The 21,314-nt window shown below is 71.5% G+C and carries 18 protein-coding genes; 11 read left to right on the top strand and 7 right to left on the bottom strand.

Annotation, left to right across the window (positions count from 1 at the left end):
- Window positions 1-100 precede the first annotated feature (100 nt).
- Entirely contained in the window at window positions 101-505 is a 405-nt protein-coding gene (locus tag LNW72_RS17760; protein ID WP_250976320.1) for a hypothetical protein, read from the bottom strand.
- Window positions 506-714: 209 nt separating this feature from the next.
- On the opposite strand from LNW72_RS17760, the gene LNW72_RS17765 reads away from it, so the two are divergent.
- The 3 genes from LNW72_RS17765 (at window position 715) to LNW72_RS17775 (ending at window position 3,493) form a co-directional block, all read left to right on the top strand.
- Window positions 715-990: a heavy-metal-associated domain-containing protein gene (locus LNW72_RS17765; protein WP_187145296.1), complete on the top strand. Its 276-nt coding sequence runs from the start codon at window positions 715-717 to the stop codon at window positions 988-990.
- On the top strand, window positions 987-1,133 hold the full coding sequence (locus tag LNW72_RS17770; protein WP_250976321.1) for a hypothetical protein: 147 nt from the start codon (window positions 987-989) through the stop codon (window positions 1,131-1,133). Before LNW72_RS17765 ends, LNW72_RS17770 begins: the two co-directional genes overlap by 4 nt.
- A 101-nt stretch (window positions 1,134-1,234) precedes the next feature.
- Window positions 1,235-3,493, top strand: coding sequence for a heavy metal translocating P-type ATPase (locus tag LNW72_RS17775; RefSeq protein ID WP_250980199.1), 2,259 nt, complete (start codon window positions 1,235-1,237; stop codon window positions 3,491-3,493).
- A gap of 35 nt (window positions 3,494-3,528) precedes the next feature.
- Here the strand turns inward: LNW72_RS17775 and LNW72_RS17780 are convergent, their stop codons facing one another.
- Complete coding sequence (locus LNW72_RS17780) at window positions 3,529-3,942, bottom strand: SsgA family sporulation/cell division regulator (protein WP_250976322.1); 414 nt, start codon at window positions 3,940-3,942, stop codon at window positions 3,529-3,531.
- 147 nt (window positions 3,943-4,089) lie between these two features.
- On the opposite strand from LNW72_RS17780, the gene LNW72_RS17785 reads away from it, so the two are divergent.
- Window positions 4,090-5,325, top strand: coding sequence for a winged helix DNA-binding domain-containing protein (locus tag LNW72_RS17785; protein WP_250976323.1), 1,236 nt, complete (start codon window positions 4,090-4,092; stop codon window positions 5,323-5,325).
- Window positions 5,326-5,430: 105 nt separating this feature from the next.
- Window positions 5,431-6,120 carry a rhomboid-like protein gene (locus LNW72_RS17790; RefSeq protein ID WP_250976324.1) on the top strand — a complete coding sequence of 230 codons (690 nt, stop codon included), beginning with the start codon at window positions 5,431-5,433 and terminating at the stop codon, window positions 6,118-6,120.
- On the opposite strand, the gene LNW72_RS41675 is transcribed toward LNW72_RS17790, so the two are convergent.
- A complete protein-coding gene (locus LNW72_RS41675) occupies window positions 6,104-8,461 on the bottom strand; it encodes a D-alanyl-D-alanine carboxypeptidase (protein ID WP_308401964.1) in 2,358 nt (785 codons plus the stop codon). The two genes, LNW72_RS17790 and LNW72_RS41675, sit on opposite strands and share 17 nt — an antisense overlap.
- A 260-nt stretch (window positions 8,462-8,721) precedes the next feature.
- On the opposite strand from LNW72_RS41675, the gene LNW72_RS17800 reads away from it, so the two are divergent.
- The 3 genes from LNW72_RS17800 to LNW72_RS17810 all read left to right on the top strand — a co-directional run bounded on the left by LNW72_RS17800 (window position 8,722) and on the right by LNW72_RS17810 (window position 11,101).
- Complete coding sequence (locus LNW72_RS17800) at window positions 8,722-9,435, top strand: GPP34 family phosphoprotein (protein ID WP_164294345.1); 714 nt, start codon at window positions 8,722-8,724, stop codon at window positions 9,433-9,435.
- A 390-nt stretch (window positions 9,436-9,825) separates the two neighbouring features.
- Entirely contained in the window at window positions 9,826-10,683 is an 858-nt protein-coding gene (locus LNW72_RS17805; protein WP_250976325.1) for a helix-turn-helix transcriptional regulator, read from the top strand.
- A gap of 208 nt (window positions 10,684-10,891) precedes the next feature.
- Window positions 10,892-11,101, top strand: coding sequence for a DUF397 domain-containing protein (locus LNW72_RS17810; protein ID WP_138353591.1), 210 nt, complete (start codon window positions 10,892-10,894; stop codon window positions 11,099-11,101).
- A 112-nt stretch (window positions 11,102-11,213) separates the two neighbouring features.
- Here LNW72_RS17810 and LNW72_RS17815 read toward each other — a convergent pair whose 3' ends face one another.
- Entirely contained in the window at window positions 11,214-12,053 is an 840-nt protein-coding gene (locus LNW72_RS17815) for a hypothetical protein (RefSeq protein WP_250976326.1), read from the bottom strand.
- 117 nt (window positions 12,054-12,170) lie between these two features.
- On the opposite strand from LNW72_RS17815, the gene LNW72_RS17820 reads away from it, so the two are divergent.
- From LNW72_RS17820 to LNW72_RS17830, 3 genes are all read left to right on the top strand, one after another.
- Window positions 12,171-13,391, top strand: coding sequence for a PLP-dependent aminotransferase family protein (locus LNW72_RS17820; protein ID WP_250976327.1), 1,221 nt, complete (start codon window positions 12,171-12,173; stop codon window positions 13,389-13,391).
- A gap of 100 nt (window positions 13,392-13,491) precedes the next feature.
- Entirely contained in the window at window positions 13,492-14,274 is a 783-nt protein-coding gene (locus LNW72_RS17825; RefSeq protein ID WP_250976328.1) for an SDR family oxidoreductase, read from the top strand.
- Between the two features lie 388 nt (window positions 14,275-14,662).
- Window positions 14,663-16,243, top strand: coding sequence for a sodium:solute symporter family protein (locus LNW72_RS17830; protein ID WP_250976329.1), 1,581 nt, complete (start codon window positions 14,663-14,665; stop codon window positions 16,241-16,243).
- Window positions 16,244-16,304: 61 nt separating this feature from the next.
- Here LNW72_RS17830 and LNW72_RS17835 read toward each other — a convergent pair whose 3' ends face one another.
- The 3 genes from LNW72_RS17835 to LNW72_RS17845 form a co-directional block, all read right to left on the bottom strand.
- The gene (locus tag LNW72_RS17835; RefSeq protein ID WP_250976330.1) at window positions 16,305-17,408 is read right to left on the bottom strand and encodes an ADP-ribosylglycohydrolase family protein; all 1,104 of its coding nucleotides are present in this window, start codon (window positions 17,406-17,408) and stop codon (window positions 16,305-16,307) included.
- A 164-nt stretch (window positions 17,409-17,572) separates the two neighbouring features.
- Complete coding sequence (locus LNW72_RS17840) at window positions 17,573-20,167, bottom strand: bifunctional FO biosynthesis protein CofGH (RefSeq protein ID WP_250976331.1); 2,595 nt, start codon at window positions 20,165-20,167, stop codon at window positions 17,573-17,575.
- A gap of 139 nt (window positions 20,168-20,306) precedes the next feature.
- Window positions 20,307-21,131, bottom strand: a complete 825-nt coding sequence (locus tag LNW72_RS17845; RefSeq protein ID WP_250976332.1) for a TIGR03619 family F420-dependent LLM class oxidoreductase — start codon at window positions 21,129-21,131, stop codon at window positions 20,307-20,309.
- Between the last annotated feature and the right edge of the window lie 183 nt (window positions 21,132-21,314).

Raw genomic sequence — 21,314 nt, forward strand, 5'->3', positions numbered from 1 at the left:
CAGTAGCCCCTGTCCTTCTGCTTCCCCCATCCCCCTCTCCCACTCACGGGGAGCGGAGAAGGAGAGGAGAGATGGGGGCCCGGGTGGCGACGCCCCGCGGTCAGCTGCCGAACGCGTGCGGCGCGCGGTGTTTGCGCGGCTGCTGCAGCGGCATCTCCGGGGCGGACGTCCGCGCGGGGTGGTCGTCCTCGGTGCGCTGCCGCTCGACCCGGGCGGCGAGGGCGTCGCGCTCGGCGACCGCCGCGTCCGCGTCGTTGCGCGCCTCCCGCAGCCGTACCGCCTTGCGGCGGCGCAGCGCGGCGCCTTCGCCCGCCATCAGCAGGCTCAGACAGGCGACCAGGGCCAGGGCGAGGCCGGCGCAGAAGATGGAGAGCGAGTTCATCGTGATCAGGTCATGGCCCAGCAGCGCCACCGTGTAGTCCGGCCCGCCGCCCAGGTTGCCCGCGATCAATAGTCCCGTGAGCGTTCCGGTCGCGGCGAGAAGCACCAATCCCAGGAACAGCATCCGAGTCACCTCCGGTTGTCGAACGGTGGCCGAACGTGGCCGAATCCGTCGCTGCGGCGCCTACCCGGTGAGCGGCGGGCCTAACGACGGGCCTGACGACGGGCGGGGGTCACGGCGGGTCCAGCTTCGCTTAATACCCTGGGGGGTATATGGTGGTCACCAGTGGACGGCGACAGCCGTCACCGCACGAGACGCATGAGGAGAACGCCATGTCCTGCTGCTCCCCCGAGGGAACCTGCCACACCGACGGCGCGACCGACGAGTCACAGGCCGCGGGCACTGTCGTCTACTCCGTCTCGGGCATGACCTGCGGCCACTGCGAGTCCGCGGTGACCAAGGAGCTCGCGACCGTATCCGGCGTGACCGTCGTCAAGGTCGACGTCGCCACCGGGCTGGTCACCCTCGCGTCCGAGCAGCCGCTGGACGACGAGACCATCCGCGCCGCCGTCGACGAGGCGGGCTACGAACTGGTCGGCCGGGCGTGACCGCACCGGTCAGGCTGGGCGGCTATCTGCTGATCCTGCTGGTCGTCCTCGGCACCGCGTTCGGCCTCGGCCGCGCGGTGCGGGGGGACGGCGGCGGCCCGGCCGCCCCGGAACCGCGCCCGGCCTCGCACCAGGGCATGTAGGGGATGCAGGGCACGTGTCCCTGATCGAAGGACCGGCCCTGGAAGACCGGCCCCGAAGGACCGGAGTCCGGCCCTGATCGAAGGAGTGGAGTGAAGTGGCGATGACCACGGCGGCCGCCGGCCGGCAGGTGGAGCTGGAGATCGGTGGCATGACCTGCGCCTCCTGCGCGGCACGCATCGAGAAGAAGCTCAACCGGATGGACGGCGTCACCGCGACCGTCAACTACGCGACCGAGAAGGCCCGGGTCAGCTTCGACGGCGGCGTCGCCGTGGACGACCTCATCGCCACCGTCGAGGCGACCGGCTACAGCGCCGTACTGCCCGCCCCGCCCGCCGACCCCGCAGACCCCGCGGGATCCGGGCCCGAGCAGTCCGCGCCCGACGAGCTCACCTCCCTGCGGCAGCGGCTGCTCACCGCGGTCGTGCTCGCCGTGCCGGTGATCGCGATGGCGATGGTGCCGGCGCTGCAGTTCGACAACTGGCAGTGGCTCTCGCTCACGCTCGCCGCGCCCGTCGTCGTGTACGCGGCCTGGCCGTTCCACCAGGCCGCCTGGACGAATCTGCGGCACGGCGCCGCGACCATGGACACGCTGATCTCGGTGGGCACGCTCGCCGCGTTCGGCTGGTCGCTGTGGGCGCTCTTCTTCGGCACGGCCGGTATGACCGGGATGAAGCACCCCTTCGAGTTCACGATCTCGCGCGGTGACGGCAGCGGCAACATCTACCTGGAGGCCGCCGCCGGGGTGACCGCGTTCATCCTGGCCGGACGGTACTTCGAGGCCCGCTCGAAGCGGAAGGCCGGAGCGGCGCTCAAGGCGCTGCTGCAGCTGGGGGCCAAGGACGTCGCCGTACTGCGGGACGGGCGCGAAGTGCGCGTCCCCACCGGCGAACTGACGGTGGGTGACCTGTTCGTCGTCCGCCCCGGCGAGAAGATCGCCACCGACGGCACCGTCCGCGAAGGCAACTCCGCCGTCGACGCCTCCCTGCTGACGGGCGAGTCCGTACCGGTGGAGGTCGCTCCCGGCGACGGCGTCACCGGCGCCACGGTGAACGCGGGCGGCCGGATCGTCGTCGAGGCGACCCGGGTCGGCGCCGACACCCAACTCGCGCGAATGGCACGGCTCGTCGAGGACGCGCAGAACGGCAAGGCCGCCGTGCAGCGGCTGGCCGACCGGATCTCGGCGGTCTTCGTGCCCGTCGTGATCGCACTCGCCGTCGCGACCCTCGGCTACTGGCTCGGCGCCGGCGAGGGCGCTTCCGCGGCCTTCACCGCCGCCGTCGCCGTACTGATCATCGCCTGCCCGTGCGCGCTGGGACTCGCGACGCCCACCGCACTCATGGTCGGCACCGGACGCGGCGCCCAGCTCGGCATCCTCATCAAGGGCCCGGAGGTCCTGGAGTCCACCCGCGCGGTGGACACGATCGTCCTCGACAAGACCGGCACGGTGACCACCGGCGTCATGACGCTCACCGAGGTGCACGTCGCCGAGGGCGAGGACGAGAAGACCGTGCTGCGGCTGGCCGGCGCCCTGGAGCACGCCTCCGAGCACCCCATCGCCCAGGCCGTCGCGACCGCCGCCGCGGAGCGCACGGGCGGCCCGCTGCCGGTGCCAGAGGACTTCGCCAACGTCCCGGGGCTCGGGGTGCAGGGCGTCGTCGAAGGCCACGCGGTGCTGGTCGGCCGCGAGAAGCTGCTGAACGAGTGGACCCAGTTCCTGCCCGCGGACCTGGCGGCCGCCAAGGCCGCGGCCGAGGCCAAGGGCCGTACGGCGGTGGCCGTCGGCTGGGACGGGGCGGCCCGCGGGGTCCTCGTCGTCACCGACGCCGTCAAGCCGACGAGCGCGGAGGCCGTGACGCGGCTGCGCGCCCTCGGCCTCACCCCGATGCTGCTGACCGGCGACAACGAGGCGGTGGCGCGCGCGGTGGCCGAGGAGGTCGGGATCTCCGCCGACCATGTCATCGCCGAGGTCATGCCCGAGGACAAACTGGCCGTCATCAAGCGGCTGCAGTCCGAGGGCCGTTCCGTCGCGATGGTCGGCGACGGCGTCAACGACGCCGCCGCGCTGGCCCAGGCCGACCTGGGCCTGGCGATGGGCACCGGGACCGACGCCGCCATCGAGGCGGGCGACCTGACCCTCGTACGGGGCGACCTGCGGGTCGCGGCCGACGCGATCCGGCTGTCGCGCCGGACCCTCGGCACGATCAAGGTGAATCTCTTCTGGGCCTTCGGCTACAACGTGGCGGCCCTGCCGCTCGCCGCGGCCGGGCTGCTCAACCCGATGATCGCGGGCGCCGCCATGGCCTTCTCGTCCGTCTTCGTCGTCGGCAACAGCCTGCGCCTGCGCGGCTTCAAGGCCTGACTCCAAGGGGTGACTTCCAGTCCCGATCCAGGGCTCTAGTCGTCCGCGAGGAGCGCCGCCAGGTCGGCTTCCAGGTCGATGTGGCGGTGCTCGTCGCCGGGCGGGACGGCCGTGTAGGAGCGGGTGAGGAAGTCCTGGACGTCCTCGGTGTCGAGCTGCAGCAGGGCGATGCCCTCCGGCGAGGAGAGTTCGACCATCGTCCGCCGCTCCCCGCAGGGCCAGACGTGCACGTCGCCCTCGCCCGACGGCATCCGGAGCCCCGCCGCCAGCAGGTCGCGGGCGAAGGTCCAGGTGACGTCCAGGCCGTCGAGCGTCGCCGACGCCGGGAACGACATCCGCGCGGCCAGCGGGTCGTCGCACTGGTAGATCAAAGTCGCGGCGATGACGCGGTCCCCGGCCGGGGACGCGCAGAGCCGGGCCCGGAGGGTCTGGTCGATGACGGTCAGCATGAGGTGTCCCTCTCCCGCTGGGTAGTGTCCACTCCTCTCCAAGACAGGGAAATCGGGCCGGGGATTACGTGACTTCGGTCCCGATCACTGTGATGTGCGCCACGTGCCGCTCGGGGCACTGTCCGAGGTGCGTGTGAGCATGGGGAAATGACGGTCGACGGGGCGGTGCGGCGGATCGGCGGGGACGAGCGGCGGGCGCGGCTGGGGGTCCGGCATCTCCTGGCGCCGGGGCTGCGCGCGAAGTCCGCGGAGGAGGTCACCCGGTCGCTGGTGGCGCTGCACGCGACGGACGCGGCGACGGTGTATCTCTCCACCGCGGCCCGGCTCACCGAGCCCGGCTTCACGGAGGTGGAACGGGCGCTGTACGAGGCCGGTTCGCTGGTGCGGCTGCTGGCGATGCGCCGGACGATGTTCGTCGTCACCCTGGACTCCGCGCCGGTGGTGTACGCGGCGGCGGCCCGCGCGATCGCGGTGAAGGAACGGGCGGGGCTGCTCAAGTACCTCGCCGAGGGCGGCGGCTGGGACGGGGCCTGGCTGTCGGAGGTCGAGGAGGCGGTGGTCGCCGCGCTGGCGGTGCACGGCGAGTCGACCGCAGCACAGCTGGGCGGGTACGAACCGCGGCTGCGCGAGCAGGTGGTCCGCGCGGCCGGAAAGCCGTACGAGACACGGCAGAACGTGGCGAGCCGCATCATCAGGGTGCTCGCGGCGGAGGGCAGGATCACCCGGCGCAGACCGGTGGGGTCGTGGACGAGCAGTCAGTTCCGGTGGGCGGTGGCCGAGCCGCTCTCCGAACCGCCCGCCGCCGAGGCGAAGGCCGCGCTGGCGCGTGACTGGCTGGCGGCGTACGGCCCCGGCACCGAGGCCGACCTCAAGTGGTGGACGGGCTGGACGCTGACGGAGGTGCGCAAGGCACTGGCCGCCGTCGGCGCCCAGCCGGTCGCGCTGGACGAGGGCACCGGCTACGTACTCCCCGGCGATGTGGAACCCGCGCCGGCCGCCGGCCCGTGGGCCGCCCTGCTGCCGGGTCTCGACCCGACGCCGATGGGCTGGCAGCAGCGCGACTGGTTCCTGCCGGACGAACACCGGCCCGCGCTCTTCGACAAGACCGGGAACGTCGGACCGACGGTGTGGTGGGACGGCCGGGTCGTCGGCGGATGGGCGCAGCGCCCGGACGGGGAGATCGTGTGGCGGCTGCTGCCCGGTCCGGAAAAGGGTTCAGGGAAGAGCTCGGGGACGGGTTCGGGGAAGAGCTCGGGCAAGGGGCCCGGCAAGGAGGCGGAGGCGGCGATCGCGGCCGAGGCGGCGCGGCTCGGCGACCGGCTGGGGGACGTCCGGGTCACCCCGCGGTTCCGTACACCGCTGGAGCGGGAGCTGTCGGCCTGAGCGACCTGCGGGGACCAGGCGCGGCCCGGCTCCCCGGTGCCGTCCGGGGCGCGCCGGGAGTCACCAAAAGCCACTTATCGGACACAATCCGAGCACAATCCGAGCGTGGACACTTCCTGGCGGTCGCGCCTCACGTCGCTCCTGCGCGCCGTACGGTCCTACATCCGGAGCGCCCCCGGCACCTACATCTGGCTGGCCGTCCTGTTCGTGACGACCGTCGTCATGCACCATGTCTCGCCCTCCCAGCTGGACGAGATGCTCGGCGAGCGGTCGACGAACCTGCACAACCTGTCGGAGGAACCGGTCAGGGCGCTGATCAGGAGCGCGCTGTGGATCGACGGCGGCGGCTGGCTGTTCTACGCGTTCCTCTACACCGTCTTCCACGCCACCGCCGAGCGCTGGCTCGGCACCCTGCGCTGGCTCACCGTCGTCCTCATCGGCCATGTCGTGGCGACGTACATCAGCGAGGGCGTGCTGCTCTGGGCGATCCACCACGGCCGGGCGCCCGAGACCTCGGTCGACACCCTGGACGTGGGCGTGAGCTACGGCCTGGCGGTCGTCGAGGCCGTCCTGACGTACTTCCTCGTCTTCCGCTGGCGGTTCTTCTACGGCTTCTGCGTCCTGGGCTTCTACGGTCTCGCCCTGGTCCACGGCCGCACGTTCACCGACGTCGGCCACTTCACCGCCGTACTGCTCGGCTTCGCCTGCTACCCGCTGACACGAGGGCGGCCGGGTCACCTGGACCCGGCCGCCGTCTTCTCCCGTGCCGTCCGGCGGATCAGCCGAGACGGATGAGCTTGTCCCCGAAGGACGGCTCGGCGAGGTCCGACTGGAGTGCCACCGGCACCTTCGTCTCGCCCGTGCCGGAGCCGAGGCTCAGCGTGCCGACCTCGGTCCCGGCCTTCGCCGAGTGCGGAACGCCGGCCGTGCCGGCCGCCAGCTTCAGGTCGGACTTCAGACCCGACCAGCCGACCGCCGTCAGGTCCTTGGTGGCGACGACCGGCGTCGTCCCGCCGAGACCGTCGTCCACCTGGCCGACGACCGTGCCCTTCTTCACCACCACCGCCGAGGTGAGCGCGGCGCGCGCGGCCCTGATCAGGGGGTCGCTGGTGGACAGGGCGTACGCCAGCATGTCGTTGGGCGTCGAGCCCTTGCGCTGCTGGAGCACCACGCCGAGGACCATCCGCGGCTTGCCGTCGATGGTCTTCCGCGCCGCCCACATCAGGGCGCCGGCCGCCGGGGTGCTGGAGCCGGTCTTGATGCCGATGACGCCCGGGGTGCGGGTCAGCAGCAGGTTGTTGTTGTAGATCTCCGGCACGCCGGGAATGATCGTGTGCTCCATGGCCACCACGGAGCGGAAGACCTCGTTCGCCATGACCGTCCGGGCCAGCATCAGCTGGTCGACCGCTGTGCTCTTCGTCGTCGCCTCGACCCCGCTCGCCCCGGTGTACGTGGTGTTCTTCATGCCCAGGTCGACGGCGGCCTTCTGCATCTTGATGACGAAAGCTTCCTGCGTGCCGGAGTCCCAGCGGGCCAGCGCGCGGGCGATGTTATTGCCGGACGGGATCAGCAGCAGCTCCAGCATCTGCCGCTCGGTGAACTCCTGGCCGAGCTGGACCTGCACCCTGGACTCGTCGACCGACGCCGCCTCGTCCGCGGCGGTCTGGTCGATCTTGATCTTCGGGCCGGTCTCCTGCCCCTTGAGCGGGTGGTCGCGGAGGATCACGTACGCGGTCATCACCTTCGTGACGCTCGCGATCGGCACCGGGGTCTGCGCGCCGCGCACCCCCATGCCCCCGACGCCCTCGACCTCGACGACCGACTGGCCCATCGCGGGCCACGGCAGCGACAGCTGACCGCCGTCGAAGGTGTACGTGGACGCCGAGGTCAGCGTCAGCACCGGAGCCGGCAGCGGACGGAACGACTGCGCGACCGCGGCGGCGATCAGCAGCAGCACCACCAGCGGCGTCCAGATCTTGAACCGTCTGACCACCGTCCGCAGCTTCGTGTCGGGCGGCGGCGGGGTGTTCGTCAGCTCCGCCAGCAGCTTCAGCGGCTGCGGGGGCGCCGGCGGCAACGGCAGCGGCATCTGCCGGGTGCCCTGCGGGCCGGCCTCGGGCTGCTGGTCGGGAGCCTCGCCGAACGCGGACGGCGCCGGCGCGGCCGGAGCCGGGGCCGACGGGGCAGCGGGGGCGGACGGGGCTGCCGGGGCGGCGGCCTCGGGGGCGGCCGGGCGTACCGGACGCTCCACCTCCGGCCATGCGAGGGCGTACGGCGACGCTGACTGCTCCTGTGAGGCCCGCGGGGGCTCCGCGGGGGATTCCGTGCGCGGAGCGGCCAGCACGTCCGCCGGGGCGCTCCTGGCGGCTTTCCCTTCCGGCTGGCGGTCGGCAGGCTCGACGGCGGGCGCGGCGGCGGGCGCCGCGGCGGACTGCCGCACCGGCTCCCGCACCGGCTCCCGCGCCGGTTCTTCCGCCGGCTCCTCCGCAGAAGCGTCCCGGGGTTCGTCCCGGGGCTCGTCCGCCGGCTCGTCCGGGGTCCCGTCCTCGGGCGGGGCAGACGCCTCGGACGCGTCGGACGCGTCCCCGGCACCCACCGGCCGTGCGTCCTCCGGCTCGTCGGCAGGCTCTCCGACGGGCTCCTCGGCGGACACGGCGACGGACTCGTCAGCGGGCTCGTCGGCCGCGGACTCCGCTTCCGCGACGGAATCCTCCGGAGTGTCCACGGCCGGGGAGACGGGCGCATCCGCGGGCGCTGCGTCATCCGTCCCGTCGTGCGCGTCCTCGGGGACCGTAGGTTCCGCGATGGCGTCGTCCGGGCCGGGTACGTCGTCCGGCGTATCCGGACCACTGCCGGATGCAGACGCGCCGGACTGGCGCGGCAGGCTCCCACGGCCGCTGTCCTCGTCCTCGCCACCGGTCCCGCCGGGGGTCCCGGAGGACACCGGGTGATCTACGGGACGGGGGTCCGTGCCGGCGCCCGGGTCGTCGGGCAGAGCGCCGTGCTCCTCGCGCACGGCTTCAGGCACCACATTCGGCCCACGGAACACCGTCAGCCTCGGATCGAGCGCCTTCTGCTCGGCCGCCACCCCCGACGACTCCTGCTGCTGCTCCCTGCCGGGGGACTCGCCCGCCACGCAGACCTCCTCCACACATCACGAGGGGCGGTCCCGTGCACGACGCACGACGCCCCATCTCACTGCACCAGTTTCCAGTTCCCGGCCTGGAAGCCCCTATCAGACCCGCCGGAACCGATCGCGGCCCGTCTGCGACACCACCGCTGACCCCCTAGACGAGAACGACATACCAGTCGGTTCCCTCCCGAACACTCCAGGCGCTCTCGACAGATGAATGTGAGAGGCGTCACCCTGTCATTCATCCACGCGGGGAGGCATGGATGGGCAAGAGCCGCAGAACGATTCCGGAAGAGCTGTTGCTGCTCGCTCTGGACCCGACGACCGGGACCACAGCGCAGCCGCAGTCGCTCGACCTCGGCCTCGCCGGGGCACAGCTCGTCGAGCTGGCCCTGGCTGGACGGATAGCCCCTGATGGGGATCGTATCGCCGTGGTACACCCACGGCCGACAGGAGATCCGACACTGGACTCCGCGCTCGAACTGCTGCGCCGTCGTGGCAGTCCGGTTCGCGCTGTCCACTGGATCGGCGGGCCCCGCCTGGGGCTGCGCCAGACGTATCTCGCGCATCTGGAGCGGTGCGGCATGGTGCATGCCGTGGCGGGACAGATGTGCGGGGTGCTGCCGACGACTCGCTACCAGGCGAGCGACAGCGAGGTCAGCCGGGACATCAGAGCCCGGCTCGACAACGCGATCCGCACCGGCGTCCCGCCGGACCCGCGGACCGCGGCTCTCGCTGCCCTCGCCCACGCGGTGGGGCTCGGCAAGCACCTGTATCCGGGGAACGAGGGCCGGTCATCGCGATCGCGCCTGCGGGACCTGATCAGATACGACCCGATGGGCGGTCTCGTCGCGCACGCCGTCATGGACGTGCAGAACGGCGCCGCGGCTCAGCCGAAACGGGCTCCCGTGCAGGGACGGCCCGCAGCGGTGGGGCCGGCCGGGCACAACAGCATGGCCCGGGCCGGAGCGCGATAGCGGCGCCCCGGAGCAGTGCGCGGGGCGAGGTTCGCAGTTCGCGGTACCCGGCGGACGAGCAGTGAGCAGACAGCAGGGACGGCAGGCAAGGGCACGGTGTCCGGCGGCAGGGACCGGACACCGAAGGCCCGTCGTCCTGAGCGACCCTCCCCCGGCCTCCGGGCCCGGGGAATCCAGGGAGCCGCCGCGACGCGCGGGGTGGGGCACCGGTCAACGCCGGTCCCCCACCCCGCGCGTTGCGTTTGCGCAGTTCGTACGACCAATCGCCAGCGCGGTGATGACCGGTAGTGGCAGGCTGCTGACCAGCAGTACGCACGCGGTAGGAAAAGCGTCACCAGTGCGGCAGAGAAGAAGTACGAGAAGTAGTCCGGAGCCGGAGGTGCACCACCCGTGGCGGCCAACGTTAATCCCACCGTCAGGCGACGCCGACTTGGATCGGAGTTGCGCAAACTCCGCGAGACCAAGGGGATGACCGCGGAGGAGGTGGCGGCCCGGCTGCTGGTCTCGCAGTCCAAGATCAGCAGGCTGGAGAACGGCCGCCGCAGCATCAGCCAGCGCGATGTCCGCGACCTGTGCGGCGTGTACGGCGTCGAGGACCAGCGAATCGTCGATTCCCTCATGCACATGGCGAAGGAATCCCGTCAGCAGGGCTGGTGGCACGCGTTCGGCGATGTGCCGTACAGCGTCTACATCGGCCTGGAGACCGAAGCGGAATCACTCCGGGTGTACGACTCGCTCGTAGTTCCGGGCCTTCTGCAGACCCGGAACTACGCCGAGGCGGTCATCGAGGGCACGCTGCCCGAGGCCACCCCCGAGCAGGTCGACAAGCGCATCGACATCCGGCTGCGGCGCCAGGAGCGGATCACCGACCCGGCCTCTCCGCTCCGGTTCTGGGTCGTCATGGACGAATCCGCGCTGCGCCGGGTGGTCGGCAGCAAGGACGTCATGCGCGAACAGCTCGAGTACCTCGTGCAGATGGGCTCACAGGCGCACGTGACCGTTCAGGTACTTCCGTACGAAGCCGGCGCACACCCCGGCATGTCGGGAAACTTCGCGATTCTCGAATTTCCGGACACCACCGATTCCAGTGTGGTGTACATCGAAGGCGTGACCTCCGACCTGTATCTGGAGAAGCCGGTCGATGTACACGGATACAGCGTGATGTACGAGCATCTCCGTGCACAGGCGCTGAGTGCCGAAGCGAGCCGCCAGTTCATCGCCGACGCCGCGAAGGAATACGCGCGCTGAAGCGAGTTGAGGGTCGGCGGGCCGGCAACTCGGCTCTCCGATCCACCTTGGACTGGGAAAGGCGGGAGAGTACACCCCCGTCGGCTCAATGCGGAAGAGTCACATGGAATATGCCATCCGGTCGAGTGAATAGACCCTGCGGTGGGTGATGTTGGCGAGTAGCTTCAGTCGCGTCAGAGCTGCACAACCAGAAAAGCTCGGAGCGATCATGGCAATTCAGCTGGGCAACACCAAGGCGTGGACCAAGTCCTCGCGTTCGCAGGGGAACGGCGCATGCGTGGAGGTGGCCTCACCCACCCTCAGCGCTGTCGCCGTCCGTGACTCCAAGGATCCCTACGGTCCGACCCTCGACTTCTCGCCGGAGTCCTGGGCAGCCTTCGTCACCGACGTCGGCCGGGGTTCGTACGACCTCGACTGACCCCGTGGGAGCAGCAGCACCGATCAGCAGTGCCGAAGAGCCCTCTCGTCCGGCCCGCCGTCCTGGCCGAGAGGGCTCACTGCAGGCCGTGAGCGGCCCGCAGCCGGCTCCGCTAGCGGAGCCGGTCCACGTAGGTGTCCGTGCCGGGGACGGTGGGGACGAAGGGCGCGACCAGCTCGACGCGGCCCAGACCGGAGGCGGCGACCTCGTCGTCCAGGCCGGTGAAATGGGCGTCCCACGCCTCGCGCGGATCCTGTTGCAGGAACCAGAGCAGCGTCAGACGGGTGTCGACCCCCTCGACCTGCTTCACGTACGTCATCCTGTCGCCGGGCAGCGGCGTCGGCTTGAAGATCGTCACCATCGCGGCCGGTGAGCCCGCGAGGCGCTTGGGCAGGTGCCGGGAGCGCAGCCACTCCAGCAGCTCCTCGCGCCGCTCCGCCGATTCGGCGTCGATGACCTCCACGACCAGCCCGCCGTAGGGGTGGTCGAGCGCGTGGAAGTCCCGGGGGCCGGCGGCACCGTCGCGATAGACGGTGGCGGAGTGGTCCTGGAACGCCGTGAAGACATGGGTGCGGTCCTGGTAGACCCGGCCGTCCCGGTTGAGGCGCTTGTTGATGCCGACGGTCCACTTCATGTGGTCGTCGTAGCGGCCGGCGGTGACCCAGTAGGTGGAGATGTAGCAGCCCGCCGTGACCGGCTGGGCGACGGCGGACTTCTCCGGGTAGCGGAGCAGCTGCAGATCGCGGGTGGCGACCCAGCGGCGCCCGGCGTACATCCAGGGCATGGCCATCGCGCCCGCGATGAAGTGATCGTCCTCGTACCACCTGTTGTAGGCGTACTCATGGCCCGGCAGGGGTTCCACCATGGTGATCAGGGCGTGCCCGACCCGCACCCCGTACGGCCCGACGGAGGCCAGCTCCGCGTACACCTCGCTGCGCGTCTCTTCTGTCATGCCTACAGGTGTAGCTGACGATACGTCAGCTGGGGAAGAGCCGGTCGCGCCCCGCGTTCCCGTTCGCATGTTGGTCAAATAGGTGGACAGGCCACCGATTATTCGTAGGCTGCGCGCATGACGCGAATGCATCGAGTGAACCGAGCCGACGTCCCCGCACTGGCCGCCCGCGCCGCCTCGGTCGGCGCGTCGCCGGTACGCGAGATCCTCGCGCTCACCGCACGCCCCGAAGTGATCTCCTTCGCGGGCGGGCTGCCGGCCCCCGAGCTCTTCGACGCCGAGGGGATCCGCGCCGCCTACGACCAGGTGCTCGCCGAGGCGCCCCAGCGGGTGCTCCAGTACTCCACCACCGAGGGCGACCCGGCGCTGCGCGGCGCCGTCGCCGCCCGGCTCGGCGCCCGCGGGCTCCCGACCGACGCGGACGACCTGCTCGTCACCGCCGGCTCCCAGCAGGGCCTGGCGCTCCTCGCCACCGCGCTGCTGGAGCCGGGCGACACCGTCCTCGTCGAGGACCCCACCTATCTGGCCGCGCTGCAGTGCTTCGGCTTCACCGGGGCGCGGGTGCTGCCGGTGCCGTCCGACGAGGACGGGATCGACCCCGCCGCACTGGAGGAACTCGTCGTCCGCGAGCGGCCGAAACTGCTCTATCTGATCCCGAACTTCCAGAACCCCACCGGGCGTACGCTCCCGCTCGCCCGCCGGCAGGCGGTGGCCGAGGTCGCCGCACGGCACGGGCTGTGGATCGTCGAGGACGACCCGTACGGCGAGCTGCGCTTCGACGGGGAGCCCGTGCCGTGGATCGCCTCCCTGGAGGCGGCCGCCGACCGCACCGTCCTGCTGGGCTCGTTCTCCAAGATCATGGCGCCCGGCATGCGGCTCGGCTGGCTGCGGGCGCCGGAAGCGCTGCGGCGGGCCTGCGTCATCGCCAAGCAGGCCGCGGACCTGCACTCCTCCACCGTCGACCAGGCCGCGGCGGCGCGCTATCTCGCCGACCGCGACCTCGACGCCCACCTCCACCGCGTGCGCGACGCGTACCGCCTGCGGCGCGACGCCCTGCTGGCCGGCCTGCCGGCCGCGCTCCCGGCGGGCAGCGCCTGGAACCGGCCCGACGGCGGGATGTTCCTGTGGGTCCGGCTGCCGGACGGCTTCGACGCCACCGCCCTGCTGCCGGTCGCCGTCGCGCACGATGTCGCGTACGTCCCCGGCGCCCCCTTCTTCGCCGGCCCCGGCGACCCGGCCACCCTGCGCATGTCCTTCACGACGCACACCCCCACCGAGATCGCGGAGGGCCTGCGGCGCCTGGCCACCGCGCTGTCCACGGCGCCGGCGGTGCGCTGACCCGGGCACCGGCACCCGCACGGCGCGGGGGTGGTGTTCTGCACAGCGGGGATCTAACCTGACGGTCCGTCAGGACAGGGGAACCGCGCCGGAGGCGAACATGTTGCTGTCAGGAAAGACCGTGGTCGTATCCGGGGTCGGCGCCGGGCTCGGGCAGCGCGTGGCCACCACCGCCGCGCGCGACGGTGCGAACGTGGTGCTCGGGGCGCGGACCGAGGCGCAGCTCGCGAAAGTGGCGGAGGAGATCGACCCCGGGGGATCGAAGGTGGCGTGGCTCTCCACCGACATCGCCGAAGGCGACCAGTGCGAGGCGCTCGCGGCGCTGGCGGTCGAGCGGTTCGGCGGTATCGACGCGGTCGTGCACGTCGCCGCCATGGACGGCTACTTCGGCGGCCTGGAGGACGCGGACTTCGCCTCGTGGCAGCGCGTCATCGACGTCAATCTGCTGGGGACGCTGCGGCTCACCAAGGCGTGCCTGCCGGCGCTGAAGGCGCACGGCGGCTCGGTGGTGATCATCGGGACGCAGTCCGCGGTGGCGGCGCCCTCACAGGTGCGGCAGGCGGCGTACGCGGCATCGAAGGGCGCCCTGACGTCGGCCATGTACTCGGTGGCGCGCGAGCTGGGCCCGTACCGGATCCGGGTGAACACGGTGCTGCCCGGCTGGATGTGGGGCCCGCCGGTGCAGGCGTTCGTCCAGTTCACGGCGCACACCGAAGGCGTGTCCGAGGACGAGGTGCTGGGCCGGCTCACCGAGCGGATGGCGCTCCCGGAGCTGGCGACGGACGGGGACGTGGCGGAGGCCGCGGTCTTCCTGGCCTCCGACCGGGCTCGTGCGATCACCGGGCAGTCGCTGCTGGTGAACGCCGGCGAGCTGATGCGGTAACGCTCGGCGGCAGCAGGCCCGGCGGCACTCGGCTGGCCGCCCGTCGGACGCGGCGGCACCCGGCTCGGCAGGCCCCCTCCTCTCTCTACCGCGCGGGATCCCGTTCCCGCGCGGTACTTCGTCATGCCCTGCAGGACGTCCAGCGAAGTGCCCGCTCATCGTGTGTTCGCCGTCACGGTCACGACAATGCCAAGGAAGGTCAAGAACGAGTAAAATCGTTCGGCTTTCTGATTCCTGTTCAGACTCTTGAACGCGAAGACCCTTGACCGCCCGCCCTGACAGGGGGTTCAATCCCGGAAGTCCCCACTCCCGCACGGGGACACCCGCCGCAGCGAACGTCACAGCGAAGTGCGTTTCACGTTCACAAGGCGGACCCCCTGGAGGGGACATGAACAATCTCGACTGGGCCGTACTCATCGCCTACTTCGGCGTGATGATCGCGATCGGAGTCTGGTCGCACAAGCGCATCGACGATGTCGGCGACTACTTCACCGCCGGCGGCAAGATGCCCTGGTGGCTGGCGGGCATCTCGCACCACATGTCCGGATACAGCGCGGTGATGTTCACCGGATACGCGGGCATCGCCTACAAGTACGGGGTGACGTCCTACGTCACCTGGTCCTTCCCGATCGCGATCGGCATCGCCATCGGCGCCAACCTCTTCGCGCCCCGGATCAGCCGGCTGCGCTCCCGGCTGCATGTCGCCTCACCGCTCGAATACCTCAAGAACCGGTACAACCTCACCACCCAGCAGGCGCTCGCCTGGTCCGGTGTGCTGCTGAAGATCGTCGACGTGGGAGCCAAGTGGGCGGCGATCGCGACCCTGCTGTCGGTGTTCACCGGCGTCACGATCACCCAGGGCATCGTCATCACCGGCGCGATCACCGCCATCTACTGCACGGTCGGCGGTCTGTGGGCCGACGCGCTCACCGAGCTGGGGCAGTTCGTCATCCAGCTGCTGGCCGGGATCGCCATGCTGGTGGCCGCCCTCGGCAAGATCGGCGGCATCAGCGGGATCTGGAACGTCTGGGACGACCCGAAGCTGCAGGGCCACACCAGCGGCACCGCGGGGCCGTACACGCTGATCTTCCTGCTGGCGTATCTGTTCATCAAGACCTTCGAGTACAACGGCGGCATGTGGAACCAGGCCCAGCGCTACATGGCCACCGCCAACGCCAAGGAGGCCGTCCGTTCGGCCCGGCTCTCCGCCGCCCTGTGGTTCGTCTGGCCGCTGGTCCTCTTCTTCCCGATGTGGGTCTCCCCGCTGCTGGTGACCGCCAAGAAGCCCGACGGGTCGGACTCGTACGGCCTGATGGTCGAGCAGCTGCTGCCGCACGGACTGCTGGGCCTGGTCGTCGTCGGCTTCTTCTCGCACACGATGGCCATGTGCTCCTCCGACGCCAACGCCATCGCGGCCGTCGTCACCCGCGACATCGCCCCGGCGTTCTCCAAGACGGCACGGGCCTGGACCCAGCGCGCCGGCCTGATCGCCGCGCGGCTCACCACGCTCGCCTTCCTCGGCCTGTCCATGGCCATCGCCACCCAGGTCAACTCGCCCACCTTCAAGGACATCATCACCATCGTCATCAAGTGGGTGGCGGGACTGATGGGGCCGATCGCGATCCCCTTCATGCTCGGCCTGCTGCGACCGTTCCGTAAGTCCGGGCCGACCGCCGCGCTCACCAGCTGGGCGATGGGTCTCCTGGCGTTCTACCTGCTCAACTACCCGGTCAACGACGCGATCGACGGCGGGGTGAACCTGGAGTACCAGATCTCGGTGCCGCTCGCGGTCTCGCTCGTCCTGTACATCGTCATCGGCTTCATCAAGCCGGAGGACACCCCGGAGCGGGACGCGCTGCTGGAGAAGATCAACACCGACGGTGGCGGCGACGGCGGTTCCGCCGCGGCGGCGGCCATCCCGGAGCCGGCCGAGCCGCAGGACACGGCGGCGGTCCCCGCCAACGACTGAGCCGGCGGCTACCAGACGTAAGGGCCGGTCCTCCGACGGGATCCTCCGACGGGACCGGCCCTTACGCGTTCGGGTAGCGCTCCAGCCAGGACGGTGACGACCCGGCCGGGCCGTGCAGCGCCGGGGCCTGCGTCATCTCCATCGCGAAGTCGTCGGCGAGCTGCAGGATCGTGCCGCGCCCCTCCAGCTCCGCTATCCACGACGGCGGCAGCGCCGTCTCGCCGTGCTGCGCGCCCAGCAGGTTGCCGCAGACCGAACCGGTCGAGTCGCTGTCCCCGCCGTGGTTCACCGCCAGCAGCAGACCGTGCCGGACGTCCTCGGCGACGAGCGCGCAGTACACGCCGATCGCCAGCGCCTCCTCCGCCGTCCAGCCCTCCCCCAGCGACTCCACGCGCTCCGGTGACGGCATCCCCTGCCGGACGGCGCCCAGCGCCCGCTGCAGGGCGTCCGTGGTCTCCTGGTGGTCAGGGCGCGAGCCGAGCAGCGCCAGCGCGTGCTGCACGGCACCGTCGAGCGCGTCCCCGCGCGCCAGTCCGTGCACGATGACGGCGAACGCGCCCGCGGCCAGCTGCCCGGTGGGATGGCCGTGGGTCTGCGCCGCGCACTCGACGGCGAGCTGGAACACCAGCCCCGGCTCCCAGCCGACCAGCAGCCCGAACGGCGCGGAGCGCATCACCGTGCCGCAGCCCTTGGAGCCGGGGTTCTTGGGATTCTCGACGGTGCCCATCCGGTCGTCGCCGAGCCCGTTCAGACACGCCCGGCCGGGCGCGCGGCGCGCGTACAGCCACTCCTCGCGCGCCAGCCACCCGGTGTCCTTGCGGCGCTCGTCGGGCCCCCAGTCGCTCTGGGTGGCCGCCCAGCGCAGATAGGCGCGGTGCACATCGGTGGGCGGATGCCAGGCGCCGCTGTCGCGGCGCACCTGGGCCCGTATCAAGCCTTCTGTGGTGAAAAGGGTCATCTGGGTGTCGTCGGTGACCGTGCCCCGGCGGCCGAACGCCGGCACGAAGTCCGTGACGCCGTCCGGGCCGTGCTCGGCCCGGATCGCCTTGAGCGAGTCGAACTCGATGCCCGCGCCCAGCGCGTCGCCGATGGCCCCGCCGAGCAGGCAGCCGCGTACGCGGCTGCGGAAATCCTGCTGCTGCGCCCGTCCCCAAACCGCCGTCAAAGCGAGCCCCTTCGGTCAGCAGCTGTCAGTCGCAGCACGATAGTCGACAATGCCGCTCACGTCCCGTGTGCCCGACGGCACAGGGGGTGCACCGGCCAGTGGCCCCGCGCACGCCCCCGAGGCCGTCGCACGCCCCCTGTCCATCCGCCGTCCGCCCCGCACCGCTACGCGTCGAGCACCGGCAGCAGCTCGGGCAGATGGCCGTCGGAGGCGAGGCCCGCCGCCCGGCGCTCCTCGGAGACCTCGCCGTACAGGGTGGTGCGCTGACGGGACGGCCGGCCGGCCGATTCCGCGATGGCGACCAGGTCCTGGATCGACCGGTAGGAACCGTAACTGGAGCCGGCCATCCGGGAGATGGTCTCCTCCATCAGCGTGCCGCCCAGGTCGTTCGCCCCGGAGCGCAGCATCTCCGCCGCGCCCTCCGCGCCCAGCTTGACCCAACTGGTCTGGATATTGGGGATATGGGTGTGCAGCAGCAGCCGGGCCATCGCCGTGACCGCGCGGTTGTCCCGCAGGGTCGGACCCGGGCGGGCGATACCGGCCAGGTAGACGGGCGCGTTGGTGTGGATGAAGGGCAGCGTCACGAACTCCGTGAAGCCGCCGGTCTCCTGCTGGATCTCGGCGAGCAGCCGCAGATGGCCCAGCCAGTGGTGCGGCTGGTCCACATGCCCGTACATCATCGTGGAGGACGAGCGCAGGCCCAGCGAGTGCGCGGCCTTCACCACCTCCACCCATGTCGCCGTCGGCAGCTTGCCCTTGGTGAGGACCCAGCGCACCTCGTCGTCCAGGATCTCGGCGGCCGTGCCGGGGATCGAGTCGAGCCCGGCCTCCTGGGCCGCCGCCAGCCAGTCGCGGATCGACATACCCGTACGCGTCGCCCCGTTGGCGACCTCCATCGGTGAGAAGGCGTGCACATGCATGCCCGGCACGCGCTCCTTCACCGCCCGCGCGATGTCGAAGTACGCGGTGCCCGGCAGGTCCGGGTGGATGCCGCCCTGCATGCACACCTCGGTCGCGCCGACCTCCCACGCCTGCTCGGCGCGGTCGGCGACCTGCGACAGGGACAGCGTGTACGCGTCCGCGTCGGTGCGGCGCTGCGCGAAGGCGCAGAAGCGGCAGCCGGTGTAGCAGACGTTGGTGAAGTTGATGTTCCTGGTGACGATGTACGTGACCTCGTCGCCGACCGTGTCGCGCCGCACGTCGTCCGCGATCCGGCACAGCGCGTCCAGCGCCGGGCCGTCCGCGTGCAGCAGCGCGAGCGCCTGCTCGTCGGTGAGCTTCGTCGGGTCGTCCGCGGCGGTCACGAGCGCGGACCGTACGTCCCCGTCGACCCGGTCAGGCACCATCCCGGGCGCCGCCTGCTCGCGCAGCGACTCCCAGTCCCCGTACACGTCGTCGAAGTCGTCCCTGCGGTCGCCGGTGCGCCCGGTGGTGTCGATCGTCGCGTGCAGGTCGGTGCGGCCGGTGGCGGTGAACGCCTCGTCCGGCTCCTGCCAGAGCAGCCCGACGGGCTTGGCGTTCTCGTCCGCCAGCGCCGTCCCGGGGTCCGCCAGGGCCCGGACGTGCGGCAGCAGCCGCGGGTCGAGCCACGGCTCGCCGCGCTGGATGAACTCGGGGTAGATCGTGAGCCGCTCGCGCAGCGTGAACCCGGCGGCCGCGGTCCGCTCCGCCAGCTCGTCGATGTTCGGCCACGGGCGCTCGGGGTTGACGTGGTCGGGGGTCAGCGGGGACACCCCGCCCCAGTCGTCGATCCCCGCGTCGATGAACCGCGCGTACTCCCCGTCCACCAGGTTCGGCGGCGCCTGGACGCGGGCCGCCGGGCCGAGGAGCAGCCGGGCGACCGCGATCGCCGCCGCCAGCTCCTCCAGCTCCGCGTCCGGCATCCCGCGCATCGCGGTGTCCGGCTTGGCGCGGAAGTTCTGAATGATCACTTCCTGGATGCCGTGGTACTGCCGGGCGATCTTCCGTATGGCGAACAGCGATTCGGCGCGCTCCGCGTACGTCTCGCCGATCCCGATCAGGATGCCGGTGGTGAACGGGACGTTGGAGCGGCCGGCGTCCTCGAGGACCCGCAGCCGTACGGCCGGGTCCTTGTCGGGCGAGCCGTAGTGCGGGCCGCCGGGCTCGGACCACAGCCGGGTCGCCGTCGTCTCCAGCATCATGCCCATCGACGGCGCGACCGGCTTGAGACGCTGCAGGTCCTGCCAGGACAGCACACCGGGGTTCAGGTGCGGCAGCAGGCCGGTCTCCTCCAGCACCCGGATCGACATCGCCCGCACATACGCGAGCGTGTCGTCGTACCCGTGCGCGTCGAGCCACTCCCGCGCCTCCGGCCAGCGCTCCTCCGGACGGTCCCCGAGCGTGAACAGGGCCTCCTTGCAGCCCATTTCCGCGCCCTTGCGCGCGATGTCGAGGACCTCGTCGGGAGACAGGAACATCCCGTGGCCCGCACGGCGCAGCTTGCCCGGCACCGTCACGAAGGTGCAGTAGTGGCACTTGTCACGGCACAGCCGGGTCAGCGGGATGAAGACCTTCCGCGAGTACGTGATCACCCCGGGCCGCCCGGCCGTCTCCAGGCCCGCGTCACGCACCCGGGCCGCGGTCGCGGACAGGTCCACCAGGTCGTCACCACGTGCCTGCAGCAGCACCGCCGCCTCGGCGGTGTCCAGCGCGACTCCGTCGCGGGCACGCTTCAGCGCGCGCCGCATGCCGTTGGCAGTGGGGGTCGGCTCCTCGGGGCGGGACAGGCTCATGGTCATCTCCCGAGCATAGGTCGCTGCCCGGCACCCGGGGTCATGGCACTTGCTATGGCGTTGGCCACCCGGGGGGCGGCTCGATCGGGACGCGAGAACTCCGGCGGGCGGGTCGCGCTGCGCTTTACGCGGGGCCCAGCGCCGGTCACAGGAACCGCGCGTAGTCGTCCAGCACGCGCAGCACCTCGTCCTCGCCGGCCGGCGGCAGCTGGACCACGCACTCCTCGATGCCCAGCTCACCGAAGTGCGCGAGCTTGCCCTCGGTCGGGCGCACCGCCGACGGAACGATCCGCGGCCCGCCCGGCCCGCGGCCCGCCCCGTCCCACACCTCGCGCAGCCGCGGCAGCGCGTCCGCGAGGCCGCCGCCCCCGATCGGCATCCAGCCGTCCGCGTAGTCCGCGATGTGTCCGAACAGCTTCGGTCCCGCGGCCCCGCCGACCAGCGTCCGCAGCGGACCCACCGGCTTGGGATGGGCCTGGCTCGCCGCCACCGACGCGAACTCCCCCGCGTACGCCGTCGGCTCGGGCGCCCACAGTGCCCGCATCACCCGCATCCGGTCCCGTACGAGATCGCGCCGCCGCGCCCACTCCACCCCGTGGTCCGCCGCCTCCTCCACGTTCCAGCCGAAACCCACCCCGAGCGTGAACCGCCCGCCCGACAGGTGGTCGAGCGTGGCGATCTGCTTCGCCAGCACGATCGGATCGTGCTGCGCCACCAGCGTGATGGCGGTCCCCAGCGCGATCCGCCGGGTGACCGCCGCGGCGGCCGCGAGCGCGGTGAACGGGTCGAGCGTCCGCCCGTACTCGCGCGGCAGCGGCTCCCCCATCGGCGCCGGAGTGGTCCTGGCCACCGGAATGTGCGTGTGCTCCGGCAGGAACAGCCCGGCGAACCCGCGCTGCTCCAGCTCCTCGGCGAGGCGGACGGGGCCGATGGTCTCGTCGGTCAGGAAGATCGTGGTGTTGATCCGCACGGGCAACCTCCGGTTGAGGGTGGGGCGACAACGGGGTGGGGTGGCAACGGGGTGGAGTCGAACTTCGTTCAGGTCGTTCAGGTACGTGTGCGTTTGCATGCGATCCGGTCATCCGCCGGCCGCTCGCCGTTCCGGCCGCCGACGCTCCGGAGTAGAACACTTCGCTGCGGCACCTCCCACCCC

Source organism: Streptomyces sp. RKAG293 (assembly GCF_023701745.1).
Lineage (GTDB): Bacteria > Actinomycetota > Actinomycetes > Streptomycetales > Streptomycetaceae > Actinacidiphila.

Bases quoted from the DNA above. Each gene is read 5' to 3' on its own strand.
- LNW72_RS17825 (WP_250976328.1), top strand. From the start codon at position 13,492: ATGTTGCTGTCAGGAAAGACCGTGGTCGTATCCGGGGTCGGCGCCGGG.
- LNW72_RS17800 (WP_164294345.1), top strand. From the start codon at position 8,722: ATGGGCAAGAGCCGCAGAACGATTCCGGAAGAGCTGTTGCTGCTCGCT.
- LNW72_RS17840 (WP_250976331.1), bottom strand. From the start codon at position 20,167: ATGACCATGAGCCTGTCCCGCCCCGAGGAGCCGACCCCCACTGCCAAC.
- LNW72_RS17780 (WP_250976322.1), bottom strand. From the start codon at position 3,942: ATGCTGACCGTCATCGACCAGACCCTCCGGGCCCGGCTCTGCGCGTCC.
- LNW72_RS17775 (WP_250980199.1), top strand. From the start codon at position 1,235: ATGACCACGGCGGCCGCCGGCCGGCAGGTGGAGCTGGAGATCGGTGGC.
- LNW72_RS17785 (WP_250976323.1), top strand. From the start codon at position 4,090: ATGACGGTCGACGGGGCGGTGCGGCGGATCGGCGGGGACGAGCGGCGG.
- LNW72_RS17815 (WP_250976326.1), bottom strand. From the start codon at position 12,053: ATGACAGAAGAGACGCGCAGCGAGGTGTACGCGGAGCTGGCCTCCGTC.
- LNW72_RS17830 (WP_250976329.1), top strand. From the start codon at position 14,663: ATGAACAATCTCGACTGGGCCGTACTCATCGCCTACTTCGGCGTGATG.
- LNW72_RS17820 (WP_250976327.1), top strand. From the start codon at position 12,171: ATGACGCGAATGCATCGAGTGAACCGAGCCGACGTCCCCGCACTGGCC.
- LNW72_RS17760 (WP_250976320.1), bottom strand. From the start codon at position 505: ATGCTGTTCCTGGGATTGGTGCTTCTCGCCGCGACCGGAACGCTCACG.
- LNW72_RS17765 (WP_187145296.1), top strand. From the start codon at position 715: ATGTCCTGCTGCTCCCCCGAGGGAACCTGCCACACCGACGGCGCGACC.
- LNW72_RS17810 (WP_138353591.1), top strand. From the start codon at position 10,892: ATGGCAATTCAGCTGGGCAACACCAAGGCGTGGACCAAGTCCTCGCGT.